This window comes from Synechococcus sp. A10-1-5-1 (genome assembly GCF_023115425.1).
In the GTDB taxonomy this organism is placed as follows: Bacteria; Cyanobacteriota; Cyanobacteriia; order PCC-6307; family Cyanobiaceae; genus Vulcanococcus.
The window spans coordinates 1,842,309-1,861,071 of sequence record NZ_CP096032.1 but is presented as its reverse complement, the minus strand read 5'-3'; the positions used below and the strand labels follow the sequence as shown (position 1 = coordinate 1,861,071).

General features: G+C 63.7%; 20 protein-coding genes. 13 read left to right on the top strand and 7 right to left on the bottom strand.

Features of this window, described 5'->3' with window-relative positions; genetic code table 11:
• Positions 1-98 precede the first annotated feature (98 nt).
• The gene (locus MY494_RS09975; protein ID WP_247910101.1) at positions 99-620 is read left to right on the top strand and encodes a photosystem I assembly protein Ycf3; all 522 of its coding nucleotides are present in this window, start codon (positions 99-101) and stop codon (positions 618-620) included.
• Between the two features lie 12 nt (positions 621-632).
• Here MY494_RS09975 and radA read toward each other — a convergent pair whose 3' ends face one another.
• A complete protein-coding gene (gene radA, locus MY494_RS09970) occupies positions 633-2,075 on the bottom strand; it encodes a DNA repair protein RadA (protein WP_247910100.1) in 1,443 nt (480 codons plus the stop codon).
• Between the two features lie 124 nt (positions 2,076-2,199).
• On the opposite strand from radA, the gene rpaB reads away from it, so the two are divergent.
• Genes rpaB through MY494_RS09945 form a run of 5 tightly spaced genes read left to right on the top strand, consistent with a single transcriptional unit; the run spans position 2,200 to position 7,016 of the window.
• Positions 2,200-2,949 (top strand): response regulator transcription factor RpaB, encoded by a 750-nt coding sequence (gene rpaB / locus MY494_RS09965; protein ID WP_247910099.1) that lies wholly within the window; start codon positions 2,200-2,202, stop codon positions 2,947-2,949.
• Positions 2,930-4,282: a phosphate acyltransferase PlsX gene (plsX, locus tag MY494_RS09960; protein WP_247910098.1), complete on the top strand. Its 1,353-nt coding sequence runs from the start codon at positions 2,930-2,932 to the stop codon at positions 4,280-4,282. Before rpaB ends, plsX begins: the two co-directional genes overlap by 20 nt.
• Before the next feature lie 31 nt (positions 4,283-4,313).
• Positions 4,314-5,348 (top strand): beta-ketoacyl-ACP synthase III, encoded by a 1,035-nt coding sequence (locus MY494_RS09955; RefSeq protein ID WP_247910096.1) that lies wholly within the window; start codon positions 4,314-4,316, stop codon positions 5,346-5,348.
• 28 nt (positions 5,349-5,376) lie between these two features.
• Positions 5,377-6,267 (top strand): ACP S-malonyltransferase, encoded by an 891-nt coding sequence (gene fabD / locus MY494_RS09950; protein WP_247910095.1) that lies wholly within the window; start codon positions 5,377-5,379, stop codon positions 6,265-6,267.
• On the top strand, positions 6,264-7,016 hold the full coding sequence (locus tag MY494_RS09945) for a 1-acyl-sn-glycerol-3-phosphate acyltransferase (RefSeq protein ID WP_247910094.1): 753 nt from the start codon (positions 6,264-6,266) through the stop codon (positions 7,014-7,016). The genes fabD and MY494_RS09945 overlap by 4 nt, the downstream gene beginning before the upstream one ends.
• Here the strand turns inward: MY494_RS09945 and MY494_RS09940 are convergent.
• Genes MY494_RS09940 through MY494_RS09930 form a run of 3 tightly spaced genes read right to left on the bottom strand, consistent with a single transcriptional unit; the run spans position 6,958 to position 8,497 of the window.
• Positions 6,958-7,599 (bottom strand): YdcF family protein, encoded by a 642-nt coding sequence (locus tag MY494_RS09940; protein ID WP_247910093.1) that lies wholly within the window; start codon positions 7,597-7,599, stop codon positions 6,958-6,960. The two genes, MY494_RS09945 and MY494_RS09940, sit on opposite strands and share 59 nt — an antisense overlap.
• On the bottom strand, positions 7,596-8,249 hold the full coding sequence (gene tsaB, locus MY494_RS09935; RefSeq protein WP_247910092.1) for a tRNA (adenosine(37)-N6)-threonylcarbamoyltransferase complex dimerization subunit type 1 TsaB: 654 nt from the start codon (positions 8,247-8,249) through the stop codon (positions 7,596-7,598). The genes MY494_RS09940 and tsaB overlap by 4 nt, the downstream gene beginning before the upstream one ends.
• Positions 8,246-8,497, bottom strand: coding sequence for a Ycf34 family protein (locus tag MY494_RS09930; protein ID WP_247910090.1), 252 nt, complete (start codon positions 8,495-8,497; stop codon positions 8,246-8,248). The genes tsaB and MY494_RS09930 overlap by 4 nt, the downstream gene beginning before the upstream one ends.
• Between MY494_RS09930 and MY494_RS09925 the strand changes: the two genes are divergently transcribed.
• From MY494_RS09925 to MY494_RS09915, 3 genes are all read left to right on the top strand, one after another.
• Positions 8,490-9,773 (top strand): CCA tRNA nucleotidyltransferase, encoded by a 1,284-nt coding sequence (locus MY494_RS09925; RefSeq protein ID WP_247910089.1) that lies wholly within the window; start codon positions 8,490-8,492, stop codon positions 9,771-9,773. The genes MY494_RS09930 and MY494_RS09925 overlap by 8 nt on opposite strands.
• A 169-nt stretch (positions 9,774-9,942) precedes the next feature.
• Positions 9,943-10,374 (top strand): RNA-binding protein, encoded by a 432-nt coding sequence (locus MY494_RS09920; RefSeq protein WP_247910087.1) that lies wholly within the window; start codon positions 9,943-9,945, stop codon positions 10,372-10,374.
• Positions 10,375-10,391: 17 nt separating this feature from the next.
• Positions 10,392-11,342: an alpha/beta fold hydrolase gene (locus MY494_RS09915; RefSeq protein WP_247910084.1), complete on the top strand. Its 951-nt coding sequence runs from the start codon at positions 10,392-10,394 to the stop codon at positions 11,340-11,342.
• On the opposite strand, the gene MY494_RS09910 is transcribed toward MY494_RS09915, so the two are convergent.
• Together MY494_RS09910 and pds are read right to left on the bottom strand one after the other, a co-directional pair.
• A complete protein-coding gene (locus tag MY494_RS09910) occupies positions 11,330-12,262 on the bottom strand; it encodes a phytoene synthase (protein ID WP_247910083.1) in 933 nt (310 codons plus the stop codon). The genes MY494_RS09915 and MY494_RS09910 overlap by 13 nt on opposite strands.
• Positions 12,262-13,650 (bottom strand): 15-cis-phytoene desaturase, encoded by a 1,389-nt coding sequence (gene pds / locus MY494_RS09905; RefSeq protein WP_247910082.1) that lies wholly within the window; start codon positions 13,648-13,650, stop codon positions 12,262-12,264. The genes MY494_RS09910 and pds overlap by 1 nt, the downstream gene beginning before the upstream one ends.
• A 149-nt stretch (positions 13,651-13,799) precedes the next feature.
• Between pds and ndhM the strand changes: the two genes are divergently transcribed.
• Both ndhM and MY494_RS09895 read left to right on the top strand, forming a co-directional pair.
• A complete protein-coding gene (gene ndhM / locus MY494_RS09900) occupies positions 13,800-14,147 on the top strand; it encodes an NAD(P)H-quinone oxidoreductase subunit M (RefSeq protein WP_247910081.1) in 348 nt (115 codons plus the stop codon).
• On the top strand, positions 14,144-14,764 hold the full coding sequence (locus MY494_RS09895; RefSeq protein ID WP_247910080.1) for a DUF3172 domain-containing protein: 621 nt from the start codon (positions 14,144-14,146) through the stop codon (positions 14,762-14,764). Before ndhM ends, MY494_RS09895 begins: the two co-directional genes overlap by 4 nt.
• A gap of 20 nt (positions 14,765-14,784) precedes the next feature.
• Here MY494_RS09895 and MY494_RS09890 read toward each other — a convergent pair whose 3' ends face one another.
• Complete coding sequence (locus MY494_RS09890) at positions 14,785-15,771, bottom strand: LysR family transcriptional regulator (protein WP_247910079.1); 987 nt, start codon at positions 15,769-15,771, stop codon at positions 14,785-14,787.
• 141 nt (positions 15,772-15,912) lie between these two features.
• On the opposite strand from MY494_RS09890, the gene MY494_RS09885 reads away from it, so the two are divergent.
• Positions 15,913-16,614, top strand: coding sequence for an NnrU family protein (locus tag MY494_RS09885; RefSeq protein ID WP_247912018.1), 702 nt, complete (start codon positions 15,913-15,915; stop codon positions 16,612-16,614).
• Positions 16,615-16,660: 46 nt separating this feature from the next.
• Positions 16,661-18,679: an NAD(P)H-quinone oxidoreductase subunit 5 gene (locus tag MY494_RS09880; RefSeq protein ID WP_247910078.1), complete on the top strand. Its 2,019-nt coding sequence runs from the start codon at positions 16,661-16,663 to the stop codon at positions 18,677-18,679.
• The last annotated feature ends 84 nt before the right edge of the window (positions 18,680-18,763 follow it).

Below are 18,763 nucleotides of genomic sequence, written 5' to 3'. Positions count from 1 at the left end.
AGGCAGAGAAGGGATACCCAAGCTAGGGAGTTCTCACGGTTAGCCCCTGATCCGCGGGGCGCAAGTCAGGATGGGGCCACGAAGCTCAGGTGCCTGCCGTGCCCCGCTCCCAGCGCAACGACAACTTCATCGACAAGAGCTTCACGGTGATGGCAGACCTGATCCTCAAGGTCCTGCCGACCAACCAACGGGCCAAGGAAGCGTTTGCCTATTACCGCGATGGCATGAGCGCCCAGGCCGACGGGGAATACGCCGAAGCGCTGGACAACTACGCCGAAGCCCTGAAGCTCGAGGAAGACCCCAACGACAAGGCCTTCATCCTCTACAACATGGCGCTGGTGTTTGCCAGCAACGGTGAGCACGAAAAGGCTCTGGTGCACTACGGCCAAGCCCTGGATCTCAACAGCAAGATGCCCCAGGCGCTGAACAACATGGCGGTGATTCACCATCACCTGGGCTCGATTGCCGAGGAGCAGGGCGAGACCGATGAGGCTGATCGCCGCTTTGATCTGGCGGCGGACTTCTGGGGCAAGGCCATCCGCCTGGCGCCCAACAACTACATCGAAGCTCAGAACTGGCTCAAGACCAGCGGTCGCGGCAGCATCGACGTCTACTTCTGAGTCGACATCAAGCTAGGCCCTGTCATCGGCGGGGTTCACCCCAAGGGCGGCCACCAGGGCTTCAGCGACGCTTCCCGCCTCATGGAGCTGCAGATCCAAGCCAGCCGCAAGCCGTCCCAAGCCTGAGCCCTTGGGGACCACGGCTCGGCTGAAGCCCAGACGGGCCGCTTCCTGCAGTCGTTGCTCCAGCTGTCCCACGGGCCGCAACTGCCCCCCCAGGCCGAGTTCTCCGACCAGGACGGTCCCTGGCGGCAGGGTCAGATCGCGATAGCTCGCCACGACAGCGGCCGCAACCCCCAAGTCCGCGGCGGGCTCCTCCACGTCCAATCCGCCGGCCACGGCCAAATAGCAATCGAAGCGGGACAGGGGAAGACCCAGGTGTTTCTCAAGCACCGCGAGGATCTGGTGCAGGCGATTGGTGCCAATCCCAGTGGCGGTGCGCCGGGGACTGGCATAGCTCGTGGTGCTGACCAAGGACTGGAGCTCCACCACCAGCGGACGGGTGCCTTCGCAGGCGACGATCGTCGCCGTTCCAGCGCTGGGCTCATCACTGCCCAAAAAGAGCTCGCTGGGATTGAGGACCTGAGCCAGACCCTGGCCGCGCATCTCAAACACGCCCAATTCATGGGTTGCCCCAAAGCGGTTTTTCACCGCCCGCAGCAAGCGATGACTGGCGAAGCGATCCCCCTCAAAGGTCAGGACCGCATCCACCAGGTGCTCGAGCACCTTGGGCCCCGCCAACATTCCTTCCTTGGTGACATGGCCCACCAAAAGCAGGGCCGTGTTCTGACGCTTGGCGATCCGCGCCAAGGCGGCCGCACATTCCCGCACTTGGGCCACTGAACCCGGGGCACTACCCAATTCCCCGTCATGCAGAGCCTGGATGCTGTCGATCACGGCGACGGCGGGCCGCAGCGCCTCCAGCTCCTGAAGCACCAACTCCAGATCCGTCTCCGCCAAGAGCTGCAGACCGGAGGCACTCTCCTGCTGCGGCGGGAGCTCCCCTTGCTCCTCCGCCAGCCGACGCCAGCGCAGCTTCACCTGCTGGGCCGATTCTTCAGCACTGACATAGAGAACGGAGTGACGGGCCGCCATCGCCTGGGCGCTCTGCAATAGCAACGTGCTCTTGCCAATCCCGGGATCCCCCCCCAGCAGGACCAGCGAGCCAGGCACCAGACCACCACCAAGCACCCGGTCAAACTCGCTGTAGCCACTGGCGAGGCGCTGAAGGGGGCGATCACCAACAGCCGCGATCGGTTCGGAGCGGCGGGGTGCAGCCGGAATCGGCGCATCTGCATCGGCCACCGGGACCGGACGGCGGCGGCGGTTATCGCTCGAAGGGGTGGACTGCTCCACCAGGCTGTTCCAACTGCCGCAGCTGGAGCAGCGCCCAAAAAACTGGCGGGTTTGGGCTCCGCAGCTCTGGCAGACGTAGGTGCTGGTGGTGCGAGCCAAGGCGCTGTGGAGGGCGGATGGATGAAGAAGGTGTATGACGAAAGGTGGGTTTCGTCGAACACGAACCACGAATGACCCCTTCAGTAGGTCTAATCACTTAGTAATGGCCACCCAGACTGGCGCAATGACGGCCTCTTCCGCTCCAGCCAAGGAAACAATTCTGGTCGTGGATGACGAGGCCAGCATCCGCCGCATCCTGGAAACGCGCCTCTCAATGATTGGCTACCAGGTGGTCACGGCCTGCGATGGCCAGGAAGCACTCGAAGCGTTTCGAAACACCAACCCCGACTTGGTGGTGCTCGACGTGATGATGCCCAAGCTCGATGGCTACGGCGTCTGCCAAGAACTCCGCAAGGAGTCCGACGTGCCCATCGTGATGCTCACGGCCCTCGGCGATGTCGCCGACCGGATCACGGGACTGGAGCTTGGCGCGGACGACTACGTGGTCAAGCCCTTCAGCCCGAAGGAACTCGAAGCCCGCATCCGCTGCGTGCTTCGCCGGATCGACAAGGAGGGCGCCGCCGGAATCCCCAATTCAGGCGTGATCCAGATCAACGCGATCCGCATCGACACCAACAAACGCCAGGTCTTCCGCGGTGATGAGCGGATTCGCCTGACCGGGATGGAATTCAGCCTGCTGGAGCTGCTGGTGGGCCGCAGCGGCGAACCCTTCAGCCGCGGCGAAATCCTCAAGGAGGTCTGGGGCTATACCCCCGAACGCCATGTGGATACCCGGGTAGTGGATGTTCATATTTCCCGGCTGCGCTCCAAACTGGAAGACGATCCGACCAACCCCGAGCTGATCCTCACGGCTCGAGGCACCGGTTATCTGTTCCAACGCATCGTTGAAGCCGTTGCCCCAGAATCCAACTGACGCGACTGGCCAAGGCTCATCGAGCCGCCGGAGCCGCCCGAAGGCCATTCGGCGTCTGGTGATTTGGTATCGGCGTAATACGGCCGTTACCAGCCTGGTGGGTTCAGCCTCAGCCGCCGGCACAGCCGCGGGCTCGATGGCTGGCTCCGTCGTCAACACAGCAGGAACAGCAGCTGGAGCAGCCGGTGCAGCGGCCAACACCGTGTTGCAGCCCTTGGTGTTTGACCCCCTGCGGCGACTCCAGCAGGGGGTCGGCGGTGTCGATGGCGAAGCCATCAACGACGCCGACCGTCTCTGGGTCGCGGTCGATGGCATGGGCGGCGACTACGCTCCAGGCCCCATCCTCGAAGGCTGCCTGCGGGCCGTACGCCTGCTGCCGGTTCGGGTGAAGTTCGTGGCCGAAACAGCGGCCATCGAGGCGGCCGTTGCCGAACTCGAACTGGGCGAAGACCTCCGTGAGGCGCAGCAACAGGGACTGATTGATCTGGTTCCCAGTGGCCCGTCGGTGGGCATGAACGAAGAGGCCACGGTGGTGCGCAAGAAGCGCGACGCCAGCATCAACATGGCCATGGATCTGGTGAAGGCCGGAGAGGCCACAGCCGTCTACTCCGCCGGGAACTCCGGGGCAGTCATGGCCTCCGCCATCTTCCGGTTGGGCCGACTCAAAGGGATTGATCGCCCTGCCATCGGTGCCCTCTTCCCCACCAAAGATCCAGCCCAGCAGGTCCTTGTGCTCGATGTCGGCGCCAACATGGACGCCAAGCCCAGTTATCTGCACCAGTGGGCTCTGCTGGGGAACATCTACAGCCGGGACGTTCTGCAGGTCCAAGAGCCCCGCATCGGCCTGCTCAACATCGGCGAGGAGGAGTGCAAGGGCAACGATCAGGCCCTCAAGACCTATCCCCTGATGGCGGCTGAAACCCGCTTCCGTTTTGCCGGCAACTGCGAGGGACGTGATGTCCTCTCCGGCGACTTCGATGTGGTGGTCTGCGACGGCTTCACCGGCAACGTGCTGCTGAAGTTCCTTGAGAGCGTCGGCAGCGTCCTGTTGGATGTCCTCAAGGCTGAGCTGCCCCGCGGCCGCCGCGGCAAGGTGGGCTCCGCCTTCTTGATGAGCAACCTCCGGCGGATCAAGAAGCGCCTGGACCATGCCGAACATGGCGGCGCCCTGCTGCTGGGGGTCAATGGCGTCTGCGTCATCGGCCACGGCAGCAGCAAAGCCCTCTCCGTCGTCAGCGCTCTACGCATCGCCCATTCCGCCGCAAACCACGGTGTGATGGACGACCTGCACCGGCTCAGCGAAGCCCAAAATGAGACCGTCGCCTGTGGTTGACTGAGCCCCACTGTCTCGGGCTAGTCCACACATGACCAGCGCTGCCAAAGCCGGGACCCCTCAGGGCCCCTTGGGCATGGCCCTGGTGGGTTGTGGCAGTGCTGTGCCGGTGAACCAAGTCAGCAACGAGCAGCTCAGTACCCGGGTCGACACCAGCGACGAGTGGATTCGAACCCGCACCGGCATCGGTGCCCGGCGGATCTGCAATGCCGATGAACCCCTCACCGTGATCGCCACCAGAGCGGCCGAGGCCGCTCTGGAGCACGCGGGCTGGCAACCGGAGGATCTGGACTTGATCCTGATGGCCACCTCAAGCCCCGATGACCTTTTTGGAACAGCTCCCAGGGTTCAAGGCGCCCTAGGGGCCCGCAACGCCGTTGCCTTTGACCTCACCGCCGCCTGCAGCGGCTTCCTGTTTGCCCTGATCACGGCCGGCCAATACCTGCGTAGCGGCGCCATGCGCCGAGCCCTGGTGATCGGCGCCGATCAGCTCAGCCGTTGGGTGGACTGGGACGATCGCACCACCTGTGTGCTGTTTGGCGATGCTGCAGCTGCGGTCGCGGTCGAAGCCTGCCCCGGCGAACAGGACGGTCTCCTGGGCTTCCGGATGCGCTCCGACGGCAGTCGCAATGGCTGCCTGACCTTGGCCCAGACCGAGACCCACCACCCGGTGCTCGACGGGGTCAGCGCCCAGCGGGGGGGCTTTGCGCCCCTGCGCATGAATGGCCAGGAGGTCTACAAGTTCGCAGTTCGCGAAGTCCCCGCCGTCCTCAAAGAGCTGCTGGAGACCACTGAGACCGAAGCCGACCAGCTCAATTGGCTGCTGCTGCACCAAGCCAACCAACGCATCCTGGATGCGGTGGCGGATCGCTTCAAGATTCCCCACGAGCGCGTGCTCAGCAATTTGAGCAACTACGGCAACACCTCGGCCGCCACCATTCCCTTGATGCTGGATGAAGCGGTGAAGGACGGCCGGATTCAACCCGGAGACCTGATCGCCAGCAGTGGATTTGGTGCCGGACTGAGCTGGGGCGGAGCACTGCTGCGCTGGAAGGGCCCCGCGTAGGCTCCCCCCGTCACTTCAACGCGCGGCCATGGGTAACGCCTGGGTTTTCCCTGGACAGGGCTCTCAGAAAGTGGGCATGGCCGCAGGGGTACTGGAACTCCCTGGTGCCAAGGCGCGTTTCGAGGCCGCCTCCAACCTGCTGGGCCGCGACCTACTGGCGATCTGCAACGGCGAGGCCGATGGCGAGCTCAGCGAACTCAACGACACCCGCAATACCCAGCCTGCCCTGTTTGTGGTGGAAAGCCTGCTGGTGGATGGCCTGAAGGCCCAGGGCCGCAGCGCCAATCTGGTGGCTGGCCACAGCCTCGGGGAACTGGTGGCCCTCTACGCCGCCGGCGTGTTCGATGCCGAGACGGGCATCCAGCTGATGAAAACCCGAAGCGAACTGATGGCCGCCGCCGGAGGCGGAGCCATGACCGCTGTCATGGGGTTTGATCGCGGCGAACTCGAAACGCTGGTCAAGGCCACCGAAGGGGTCGTGATCGCCAATGACAACAGCAGTGCCCAGGTGGTCCTCTCGGGTAGCCCTGAAGCCGTGGGCAGCGTGAGCAGCCAGCTCAAATGCAAGCGGGCCATTCCTCTGGCGGTGAGCGGAGCCTTCCATTCCCCCTTCATGGCGGAGGCCGCCGCCGCCTTCGCTACCACCCTGGAGGGCATGAACTTCGCCGACGCCTCGATCCCGGTGCTGAGCAACACCGACCCCACCCCTGAGACCAGCGGCGCAGCCCTCAAAGAACGCCTGCGCAGCCAGATGACCACGGGTGTGCGCTGGCGCGAAACCATGGAAGCCATGACCGCCGCGGGCATCAGCACCGCCGTGGAGATCGGCCCTGGCAACGTCCTAAGTGGCTTGATCAAGCGCAGCACCGAAGGCATCAACAACGCGCAAATCGCCACCGCCGCCGATCTGGGGCTGTGAATCGCCCTGTCAAAGCGGTCAAACGTGTCCTGCGCCGCCGCAAACCCGCCGAACCGCCGGCCCTGATCCGCACCCCGCGGCCCAGCCTCACCTACCGCCTGGTGAGCTACATGCTGGTGTTCCCGATCTACCGGCTGCTGTTCCGTGGCCGCACCGCCGGCAACGGAAACGTGCCCATGGAAGGCGCCCTGGTGGTGGTGGCCAACCACGGCTCTCACCTGGATCCGCCCCTATTGGGCCACGCCCTGGGACGCCCCGTGGCGTTCATGGCCAAAGCGGAACTCTTCAAAATTCCCCTACTCGGACCGATCATCCGCGCCTGCGGGGCGTATCCGGTCTCCCGCGGCGCCAGTGACCGCGAAGCGATCCGCACCGCCACCGATCGACTCGATCAGGGCTGGGCCACCGGAGTCTTCATCGACGGCACCCGTCAAAGCGATGGACGGGTGAACAACCCCCAGGCCGGAGCAGCCCTGCTGGCCGCCCGCGCCGGCGTGCCTCTGCTGCCCGTGGCGATCATCAATAGCCACCGAGCCCTGGGCACCGGCTCACGCAGCGCCCGCCTCGTACCCGTCCACATCCGGATTGGTACGCCGATCCCGCCACCGGCTTCGCGCAAACGGGCGGATCTCGATCAAGCCACCGCTGCCTGCCAGGCCCAGATCAATGCCCTGCTCGATCAAGGCCTGATCAGCGGCCCCGCACTTCCTCCAGCAGCGGACCAAAACGCTCTGCCGCCCAGTCCCTAAGGTCCCGGCCGCTCACCACCCAGAGGGCGGCCCGAACCCCATCCCCCCAGACCTTGCGCCAGTCCTCGGGGAAACAGCGGTTTCCGCAGGGCACCGCCAACGGCGTCAGACCAATCCCGCGGCTTCCCGCGATCACACGACCCACCATCAGCGCCCGGTCCATGTGATCACTACTGGTCACCAGGAGCACGTGGCGGATCCGTGCGCGCTTGAGGTCATCCACCACGGAGGTGAAGTTGCTCAGGGTGTCCGTCGCCCGGTAGTCCAGCAGCACCCGGCTGTCGTCGAGGCCGCGACCGCGGAACAGCCAGTTGGCGTACTCCGGGTTACTGCCGCCGCTGACGATCACGGGGAGGCCATCACGCTTGGCGACTTCAGCGCCGACCCGCTCACGCTCCACATCGCCGCCCAGCACCAGCACCAACTCCGGCGGCGGCAGGGACGGGAACCAAAGGCCTCTGCTGCTCCAACCAACAGTCAGCAGAGCCACCAGAAGCAACAGGCGGCGGGTTCTGCCGCGGCGTCGCGGGCGGCGGCGCCTCGTGCGTGGCCGGGATCCAGTTGGACGCTGGGCTTGGGTCATCCCAGATCCACCGGGCTGGTCGGATAGAGCGGAAGAACGGTGTCCCAGGGCCCCGGCAAGACCGCGGCATGGGCCAATCGCCCCAGGGCCAGCAGCTGCAGAACGTCCTGCTCCGCCTCGACCACCGCAGCAGCTGCTGGCTCGCCGCCACTGGCGGAACCGGGCCACTGCTCCTCGGGACGGAACAAGCGGGGCTCCACGGCCTCACTGATCCCACCCAGGACCGAGTCATCCAAGCGGTAGGCCCCCGCCACGATCCCCCGGCGGGGCAGGGTTTGCTGCAGCCAATAACGGGACTGATCCGGACGCAGGGCCCCCGCCGCCGCCAGGCGCCGGGCCATCAACAAAAAGCTGCTGAAACCGTGCAGAGGAATCTGCAGCTGCTGGGCCAAGGTGCGCGCCAGGACGACGGTGAGGCGGGTTCCTGTGAATCCACCAGGTCCTGTGGCGACAACAATCCGAGCCAACTGGGGCCACCGCTCCGCAGGCAGCAGCTCCTCCACGCAGGGGAGAAGGTCATTGGAGAGCTGACGCCCCAAGGGGAAAGTGGCGCACTGCGGAGCCGCGTCCTCCTCCTGGAGATTGCAGAGACCAACCCCCAGGGTTTCACTTGAGCTGTGGAGCGCCAGCAGTAGGGAGGGTGCGCTCATGTGGGCAGCAACTCCCCCGGGCAGAGCCGCTGCCAGCGCCCACGCTCGAGCTCAAAACTGCCGCAGGCGCGCACGTCCCACTCCACACCGACATCCGCCGGGCCGAGCTCCCGCACCTGCACATGGATCTGGGGCTCGGTGGGGACGAACTGCGGATCGCTGCAGAGGTGCGCCGCCCCGTGCTGACGCTCCACTGCGTGGTAGGCCTGGCACTGGTCGACCCAGCGGCAGTCCACGCAGATGCACATCTCCAGCGTCAGCGCAGATGGGCTCATTGTGCCCGGCTCTGGCGGTTCTGCAGCGGCAGCGGCCTGGGGCGCCTTGCGCGCCGAGGACTGGCCTCTTCCCCTCTCGGCTTTTCCGGCCGATGCCGCCCTGGTGGGTGGTGCCGTCCGCGATGCCCTGCTGAATCGCCTGAGCCCTACCCCCGACCTCGACCTGGTGGTGGCCGGGGACGCGATTGCCCTCTGCCGAACGCTGAGCAAGCGCTACGGCGGCAGTCCTGTGGTGCTGGATGCGGAGCGCGACATTGGCCGGCTGGTGATCCGCGGCTGGAGCGTGGATCTGGCGCGCCGCGAAGGCCAAAGCCTGGTGGAAGACCTGCAGCGGCGGGACTACAGCATCAATGCCATGGCCCTCCCGCTAGCCCAGCGGCATGAGCTGGTGGACCCCCATGGGGGGTTGGGACATCTGCGGGACGGTCAATTGGTGGCCCTCACCGAAAACAACCTGCTGGACGATCCCCTGCGCTTGCTACGGGGCATCCGTCTGGCGAGTGAACTGGGCTTCCAGCTGGAGACCACAACAGCGGAATGGATTCAGCAGCACCGCCACAAGCTCACCGGCGTGGCGGGGGAGCGGATCCTGGCGGAACTCGAGAAGCTGTGCCAGAGCCCTCAGGGCCATCAGGGGCTGCAGCGCTGCCTGGACTGGGACCTGCTGGCCCCTTGGCAAGAGCGCGGCAAACCACCTGTCCCCCTGGAGCCCCTGACGCCCCAACGGGCGCAGGCCCTGGGTTTCAGTGCAGACGAATGGCAAGTGGCCGGGCCACTCGCCCGCATGACCGCCGTCCTCGATGGCCCTGGCCTGCTGCAGCTCAAAAGCAGCCGAAAGCTGCAGCAGCGGGTGCAGCGCCTGCGGCGTTGGCAGCAGCGGCTAGGGCCCGAGGCACCGGGGACTCGCGCCGAGAGCCTTTCGGAAGCGGAGCGGCTGCAACTGCACCGAGACCTCGCCAGCGATCTCCCAGCCTTGCTGCTGCATTGGCCAACCGAAGCGGCCAACACTTGGCTCAGGCGCTGGCGCGACCCAGACGACCGTCTGTTTCACCCCCAACCAGCGATCAATGGCGACCAGCTGCAACGGGAGTTAGGCCTGAAAGCCACACCTCAACTGGGATCACTGCTGCAGTTCTTGATGCTGGAGCAGGCCTTTGGTCGCCTCAGTGGCACGAATGAAGCCCTGGAGCGTGCACGCCAATGGCTGGAGCGTCAGCCATTTCGCCAAGGAGAGGGACCCCCGCCGTGATTAACTTCACTATGAAAGGCGTTATCAACGACCTGAATCCAGCCAGTTAGGGCACAGCATTACGCCGTAGGTCGCCGATTGAACTCCGCTGTCGGGTTCGGTGCTGCCGCTTCGTGATTAACCCCGACCAGCCAGAACCCACACATTTCCGTTCCATCTCTCTCATCCCATGAGCGTTCGTCTTTACGTCGGCAACCTGCCCCTGAGCTTCGATAACAAGGAGCTCGAGGCTCTGTTCGCCAGCGTGGGCGAAGGCATCCGCTTCAAAGCTGTTCAGGACCGTGAGACCGGTGCTGGTCGCGGTTTCGGCTTTGCCAACATCAACGATGAGAAGGTCGCCGACGCTGTGATCGAGCAGCTCAACGGCCGTGACTTCGGCGGCAACAACCTCCGCATCGAGCGCTCTGAGCGCCGCGATGACCGTCGTGGTGGCAACGACCGTCGTGGCCCCGGTGGCAGCACCGGCCCCGCCGTGGCCCGCAAGGCCGTCAACAAAGTGGTCCACAGCGACACCGTGGAAGAGGGTGCTCCGGACCCCCGCTGGGCTGGTGAACTGGCCAAGCTCAAGGGCCTGCTCGACAACCAAAAGGCTGCGGTCTGATTTCCCAAGGACCAACCATGGACGAGCTGATCTGGAGCTGGAAAGGCCATCAGATCAGCTACACCAAAATCCTTCCCCAGGACGGCTCAACCGCATCCGGTCGGGCCGTTCTTTGTGTGCATGGTTTTGGGGCCTCAAAGGGGCATTGGAGGCACAACCTTCATGCTCTCGCCAAAGACCAGTGCGTCTACGCCATCGACCTCTTGGGGTTTGGCCGGAGCAGCAAGCCCGCCTCACGCCTGGACAACGAACCCGAAACCGCTGGGAGCGTGCGCTACGGCTTTGACCTGTGGGCCAAGCAACTGGTTGATTTCTACAGCGAGGTCATCCGTGGGGACCAGCCGGTCACACTGCAGCTGATTGGTAACTCCATCGGCGGAGTGGTGGCCCTCAATACCGCCCGTCTTCTCTCAGAACGCGGACAAGCCCCTGCTCAGGTGGTGCTGATCGACTGCGCTGAACGCGAACTCGATCTCAAACGTCTGCCGGAGCAGCCCTTCATCGCGCAACTCTCCAGACCCCTAGTGATGGCGCTGGTGCGGCAACGTTGGATCGTCGCCAACCTCTTTCGCTTCTTCGCACGGGCCGGTGCGGTGCGTGCGGTGCTGAAGCAGGCCTACCCCAGCGGCGGCAACGTCGATGAGGAACTGGTCCAACTGCTGTTGAAACCGAGCCAGGAGCCTGGAGCAACGGAGAGCTTCAGGGGCTTCGTGAATCTCTTTGATGACTGGCTGGCACCGCAGCTGCTCGAGCAACTCGCCATACCCGTGCGGATGCTCTGGGGCGAGGCAGATCCCTGGGAACCCCTGGAGGAAGCCCGGCGCTGGAAGAACGCGTTCCGCTGCGTGCAGGAGCTTGAGGTCCTACCGGGCCTAGGCCACTGCCCCCACGATGAAGCCCCCGAACAGGTGAATCCAATCCTGGAGCGCTGGCTGCAGCTGGGCTGGGAGGGCGCTCAGCGGGCCTGAGCGATCACAAAGGAGCGGGGCAAGTCAAGAAACTTGCCGGACCTCGGCACATAGGCGCGGTGATTGAAGACGTCGTAATCAAGCTCCTCGATCACATCGAGGATTCCTCGATAGAGGCGAAGTGAGGCCCAGACGGGCCAGCGAGCATCGGGCGCGAGCCAGCGAACACCTGCCTCAGAGCGAGCAAACCACTCCCGGGCCCGATTGACCTGGAAGCGCATGAGCTCACGCCAACTGTCGTTGAGGGTTCCAGCGAGTAACTCCTCCTCGCTGTAGCCAAAACGCTGGAGATCCTCTTGGGGGAGATAGATCCGACCGCGGCCCCGGTCCTCACCAACGTCCCGAAGGATGTTCGTCAGCTGGTTCGCAATGCCCAAAGCCACAGCCGAATCGCTGGTGTCTGGGGGATCACTCCAAGGAGCGGAGGTGTAGGCCGGGTCAATGCCCATCACCTCTTGCGTCATCAGACCCACCGTCCCCGCGACGCGGTAGCAGTAGAGCTGGAGATCGTCGAAACTGGGGTAGCGGGTGGTGGTGAGGTCCATCCGCATCCCCTCGATCATGTCGAGGTAAGGCTGAATTGGCTGGGGATAGCGCTCAAGGGTGTCGACCATGACGCGATCGAGGCCGTCTTGAACCTCGCCCTTAAAGAGGGCGCGGGTGCGCTCTTCCCAGCAGTCGAGGCGTTCGGCCAGCTCTGAGACAGGGCGCGCCATCGCCTCAGGACTATCCATCAGTTCATCGGTGCGCCGGCACCAGACATAAATCGCCCAGATGGCCCGGCGCTTGGCCGGGGGCATCAACAGGGTGCCCAGATAGAAGGTCTTGGCCCACTCCGCCGTTTCCTGCCGGCAGGCTTCAAACGCTTCCTCAAGGGAGGTGTTGGTGGAGAGATCAGCCGTTGCTGTCACCGCCACCATCAAGCAGCCACAGCGGTTTTGGCCTGACTGACCGCCTGGGCGCAAAGCTTGCCGCTCAGCACCGCACCTTCCATCGACGCCAGATAACGCTGCATCGTGTAGTCACCGGCCAAGAAGAAGTTAGGCACTGGAGAGGTTTGATCTGGACGCAGCTTCTGGCAGCCGGGGACCGTCTTGTAAACCGACAGAGGGGTCTTGACCACGATCGACTTGCGCAGCTTGGCCTGGTCGTCCCCGGTGAAGTGACTCGGGAACAGACGCTTCAGCTCCTCCATCGTCGCGGCAACGATCTCCTCGTCACTGCGGCCGATCCAGTCCTTGGCGGGAGCAAAGACCAACTCGAGCATCGAGCGGTTGGGATCCTCGTACTCCTTACAGGTGTTGCTCATGTCGGCGTAGACGCTGAGCAGGGGGCTGCGGCTAAACAGCAGGTGATCGATCTCGGTGAGCTTGCGGTCAAACCACAGATGGATATTGATCACCGGGACGCCATTGAGGCCGTCCAGCTTCTGGAAGTAGGGCATCTGCTTCCAAGGCTCCGGCAGGAGCAGCTTGAAGGGGTCCACAGGCAGCGCACTGACGTAGGCATCGGCCTGGAGGGTGAAGCCCTCCTTGCCCTTGATCCCGCCAATGCGGAAGCCGCTGACACTGCCATCGGCATTCAGCTCGATCTCGCGCAGCGGAGCATCCAGATGCACCTCGCCACCGCGGGCCGTGACGTAATCAACGATCGGCTGGCAGAGGCGTTGGGGGGGGTTGCCATCCAAGAAGGCCATCTTTGAGCCATCGCTTTCCTGCAGGAAGCGGTTCAAAGCAGTCAGAACCACCGTGCTGGAGATCTCGTCGGGATCGATGAAGTTCAACGCCTTGGCCATGGCGATGAACACCTCATCGTTCACCCGTTCAGGGATGTTGTGGATCCGCAGCCATTCAGTCCAGGAGTACTGGTCGCATTCCTCGACGTACTGCTGGCCGCGCAGCATCGCTGGCACCAGACCCATCCCGAAGGAGATCTTCTCAGGCCAGCTCAACATGTCGTTGTTGCCCAAAATCGCGGCAACACCGTTCAGGGGAGCGGGGATATCAGGGAAGTCGAAGCGGCTGTAGGTGCCCGGCGTCTCCTTCTGGTTGAAGATCATTGAGTGGCTCTTCCACTGGAGCCGGTCCTCGATGTTCAGCTCCTTGAAGAGCTGGCGCATGTTCCGGTAGGCACCAAAGAAGATGTGCAGACCGGTTTCATACCAATCCCCTTCGTCGTCCTGCCAAGCGGCCACCTTGCCGCCTAGGACATCGCGAGCTTCCACCACCACAGGGGTGTGACCGGCGTCGCAGAGGTACTTGGCACAGGCCAACCCGGCCAAGCCAGCACCAGCAATGGCGACGCGCATGAAAAACCCTGAATCAGTAGGCAACCTTAAAGGGCCCGAGACCAGCACTGAGTCCCTCCAGTCCCAGGCCGGCTTGACCAGAGCCGCCAGGCACTTCTTAAAGTCGTGACGCCGGCCTTCGGGTTCGCCGGTCAGCAGATTGCCTCGCCATGGCCGACACCCTGATCAAATCCACCACCCGCCACGTGCGCCTGTTCACGGCCCGGGTGGAGAACGGCCAGCTGATCCCTGACGATCAGCAGCTGACTCTGGATCTGGATCCAGACAACGAATTCCTCTGGAACACAGAGTCCCAACAGGTCGTTCAGCAGCGCTTCCAAGAGCTGGTGCAGGCCAACGCCGGCAACGACCTCAACGACTACAACCTTCGCCGGATCGGATCGGAGCTTGAAGGCACCATCCGCACCCTGCTCCAGGCCGGCAAGCTCAGCTACAACCCCGACTGCCGAGTCCTCAACTACTCGATGGGTCTTCCCCAAAGCCCTGAGCATCCATGACCCGCTCCCGCTACGGCCGCAGCAGCTACGACGAGCGTTACGGCTATGGGGAGGAGCGAGGCCGCGGAGGCGACCGTCCCCGGGGACCGGGATCCGGCGGCGGTGGCACCCCAGGTGGGGGCGGCGGTGGTTTTCAGTTCAACATGGGCACGGTCGCCGTGCTCGGTGGGGTCCTGGTGGTGGGGATCGGCATTGGGACCGGCATCTCAAGCAACACACAAGGGGACCAAGGCAACATCGCCAGCTCCCAGCAGCTGGACATGGCCGTTCCTGACCCCGAGTTCTGCCGGCAGTGGGGGGCGAGTGCCTTCGTGATGGACATCGAGCTGTACACGACCATGAACCCCAGCTCAAGCTTTGTCACCCAACCGGCCCTGAGGCCCGGATGCGTGATCAGGCGGGAAAACTGGAGCGTGCTTCAGAAGGAAGGCGCCGTGACCGCTGAGCAGATGCGCCAGTGCAAACAGCGAATGAACACCTTCGCTTACATCGGTTCCGTCAAGGACCAGCCGATCGTGCGCTGCGTCTATCAGACCGACATCAGCGACAACAAATTCATCACCAAGGGCATCGCGGATGACGCCGCCGGCATCACCCCAGAAGCCGGCCAGTTCTGAGGTGGCCTGATCGCGGCCGCTCAGACGTCTGCGCTTTCAGGTTCAGTGCCCGTTGCAGCGGCCATCGGCCGGCGCAACGGGCTGTCGGGGCTGGCAAAGACCGGAAGGATTTCCTTGCGGAAGGCATCCGCAGCCCGCGAGCAGTAGCGCGCTGGGTGAGTAATCAACTTGAGCTGACGGCGGACCGAGAGATCCGCCAGGGCAGGACGGTGCAGACTCCCCGCGGCCAATTCCCGCTCGATTGAAACCACCGGCAAGAATGCAGCGCCCAGTCCGCTTTGCACGGCGTTCTTGATGGCCTCGAAGGAGTTGAGCTCCATCTCAATCTTCAGGCGCGAGACGTCCAATCCAGAACGCGCCAGCAATTGGTCAACCATCTTGCGCGTGGTGGACTGGGCATCCAGGCAAACAAAGCCCAGCCTGTACAGGTCGTCCTTACTGAGCTCCGGCAAGCGAGCTAATGGGTGCTTCGTGGGAAGCACTAACGCCAGCTCATCACTGGCATAGGGAATGACCTGCAGCAGTTCATTGAGCTCGGTGGGCAGCTCACCACCAATGATCGCCAAATCGATTTGGCCGTTGGCCACGCTCCAACCGGTACGGCGGGTGCTGTGAACCTGCAACTGGACCGCGACCTCAGGGTATTTCTGGCGGAACAGGCCGATCATCCGCGGCATCAGATAGGTGCCGGTGGTCTGGCTTGCCCCAACGATCAAGGAGCCACCCTTGAGGTTATGGAGGTCATCGAGGGCGCGGCAGGCCTCCTGGCACTGGCTCAAGATCCGGTCGCAGTAGCTCAGCAGCAGGTGGCCGGCTTCGGTGAGCTGCGCCTTCCGTCCCCCCCGGTCGAACAGGGAGACACTGAGCTGCTTCTCCAGGTTCTGGATCTGCAGAGAGACCGCCGGCTGGGTGACGTAGAGGCTGTCAGCGGCCTTCTTGAAGCTGCCCTCGCTGGCGATCGCCCGCAGGATGCGCAGCTGATCGAGAGTGAACGGCAGATCAGCCATGGAGGGCGCTGCGGTTCAGCGGAGGATCAAAACTCTAGGTCGATTAACCAGCGGGTTCATGCGCTTAGCCAGAATCCGCTGCAACCGAAGCAACTCTGATTCGTGAGCGGCGTCAGCAACCTCCACCACAGCAGCCTGGTGATGCTGGCTCTGCTCCTCGTCTTTGCTGTGATCCATAGCGGTGGCGCCTCCCTGCGCTACTGGGGGGCTGAGCGCATTGGCGAACGGGCCTGGCGGCTGTTGTTTGCCGCCGTCAGCATTCCCTCCGCCGTGGTGGTGATCGGCTACTTCCTGGCCCACCGCTACGACGGGGTCCGGCTCTGGAATCTCCAGGACCAACCCTGGATCGTGCCGCTGGTTTGGCTGGGCACGGCCATCTCCTTTCTCTTCCTCTACCCAGCCACCTACAACCTGCTCGAGATCCCGGCGGTCTTGAAACCCCAGGTGCGGATGTATGCCACCGGCATCATTCGCATCAGCCGCCACCCCCAGGCCATCGGCCAAATCCTTTGGTGTTCCACCCACCTGCTCTGGATTGGCAGCAGCTTCATGGTCGCGACCTGCATCGGCTTAATCGCCCACCATCTCTTTGCCGTTTGGAATGGGGACCGCCGCTTAAGCAACCGCTTTGGCGAGGCCTTTGAGGAGCTCAAAGCCAGCACCTCCATCGTTCCCTTCCGCGCTGTGCTGGATGGTCGTCAGCAACTGGTGGCCTCTGAATTCCTCCGGCCCGCCCAACTGGGAATCGCCATTGCTGTTGGCGTCTTCTGGTGGGCCCACCGCTACATCGGTGTTGCCGCGACAGGCTTCAGTCGATTAGGGCTCGCGCACTGGCTGGGATAAGGGGCCACCGGCCTGCCTAAACTCGCCCTGATTCCCTGAGTGCCGGATGCCGTCGCCCGCCGAACTCGCCTGGCTTATCCCGGTGCTCCCGCTGATTGGGGCCGCATTGGTGGGCCTGGGACTGATCAGCTTTAACCGCACGGTCAACCGCCTGCGCAAACCGGTTGCGCTTCTGTTGATCAGCTGCGTGGGTGCGGCGGCAGTTTTGAGTTACGCCGTCCTCGCCCAACAGCTGGCCGGTGCCGGCACCACCGAAGTCTTATTCGACTGGGCCAGTGCCGGGGCCTTCACCCTGGAAATGGGCTTCCGGGTGGACGCCCTGGGGGCAGTGATGCTCTCGCTGGTGACGACCATCGCCGTTCTGGTGATGATCTACTCCGATGGCTACATGGCCCATGACAAGGGCTATGTGCGCTTTTTCACCTACCTCGCCCTGTTCAGCAGCTCGATGCTGGGTCTGGTGATCAGCCCCAACCTGCTCCAGATCTATGTGTTCTGGGAGCTGGTGGGCATGTGCTCCTACCTGCTCGTTGGCTTCTGGTACGACCGAGACGGCGCTGCCAATGCCGCGCAAAAAGCCTTTGTGGTGAACCGGGTTGGTGACTTCGGCCTGCTGCTGGGGATCCTCGGTCTGTTCTGGGCCACCGGCAGCTTCGGATTCGAAGACATTGGCGTTCGCCTGCAAGAAGCGATCAGCGCCGGCAGCGTCTCCAACGGCATCGCGATCCTGCTCTGCCTACTGGTCTTCATGGGACCGATGGCCAAGTCGGCCCAGTTCCCGCTCCATGTCTGGCTGCCCGATGCGATGGAAGGTCCAACCCCCATCTCAGCCCTGATCCACGCCGCGACCATGGTGGCTGCGGGCGTGTTCCTGGTGGCCCGGCTTCAACCCGTCTACGTGCCGTTCCCTGAGGTTCAGGTGGTGGTGGCGGTGATCGGAACGATCACCCTGTTTCTGGGGGCATCGATCGCCCTCACCCAGATGGATTTAAAGAAGGGCCTGGCGTACAGCACCGTGAGCCAGCTGGGCTACATGATGCTGGCCATGGGTTGTGGCGCTCCGGTGGCGGGCATGTTCCACCTGGTGACCCATGCCTTCTTTAAGGCGATGCTCTTCTTGGGCTCCGGCTCGGTGATCCACGCCATGGAAGAGGTTGTCGGCCACGAAGCGGTCTTGGCGCAGGACATGCGCTTGATGGGTGGCCTCCGCAAATACATGCCTGTCACCAGCAGCACCTTCTTCATTGGCTGCCTGGCCATCAGCGGCATCCCGCCACTCGCCGGTTTCTGGAGCAAGGACGAGATCCTTGGCCAGGCCTTTGGCAGCTTCCCCATCCTCTGGGCCGCGGGCTTTGTGACGGCTGGGATGACTGCCTTCTATATGTTCCGCCTCTACTTCCTGACCTTTGAAGGGGAGTTCCGCGGCAACGACAAGGCGATGCAAGCGGAGCTGATGGCCGCCGCCGGTAAGGGCGCCGATGACCACAGTGACGAGCACGGTGAGCACCATGCCCACGCCGAGCATCCCCACGAATCCGCATGGCAGATGGCGATGCCCTTGGCGGTCCTGGCAGTTCCCTCGGTCCTGATTGGTCTCTTGGGTATGCCCTGGAACAGCCGCTTTGGCACCCTGCTGGATCCACAAGAAGCCGCAGAAGTGGCTGAGCACTTCAGCTGGGGTGAATTCCTTCCGTTAGCCGGCGCCTCAGTGGCGATCTCGGTGATCGGCATCAGCGTGGCGGTCTTGGCTTATGCCCTGCGCAAGCTCGACCTGGCAACGGCGGTGGCGGGACGCTTCCCCAGCATCAATGCCTTCCTCGCGAACAAGTGGTATCTGGACGACATCAACGACAAGCTCTTCGTTCAAGGCAGCCGCAAACTGGCCCGCTCGGTGCTCGAGGTGGACTCCAAGGTGGTGGATGGCGTCGTCAACCTCACCGGTCTGGTCACCCTGGGTAGTGGCGAGGGTCTCAAATACTTCGAAACCGGCCGCGCGCAGTTCTATGCGCTGATCGTTTTCGGGGGTGTGATCGCCTTGGTAGTGCTCTTCGGAGCCCTGGGCTAGCCCCTGGCGCACAACGCTCTGTGTGACATCGACCACTCCTAGGAGCAGGTCGCGATGAGCATTTCTACACTCCGCCTAAAGCGA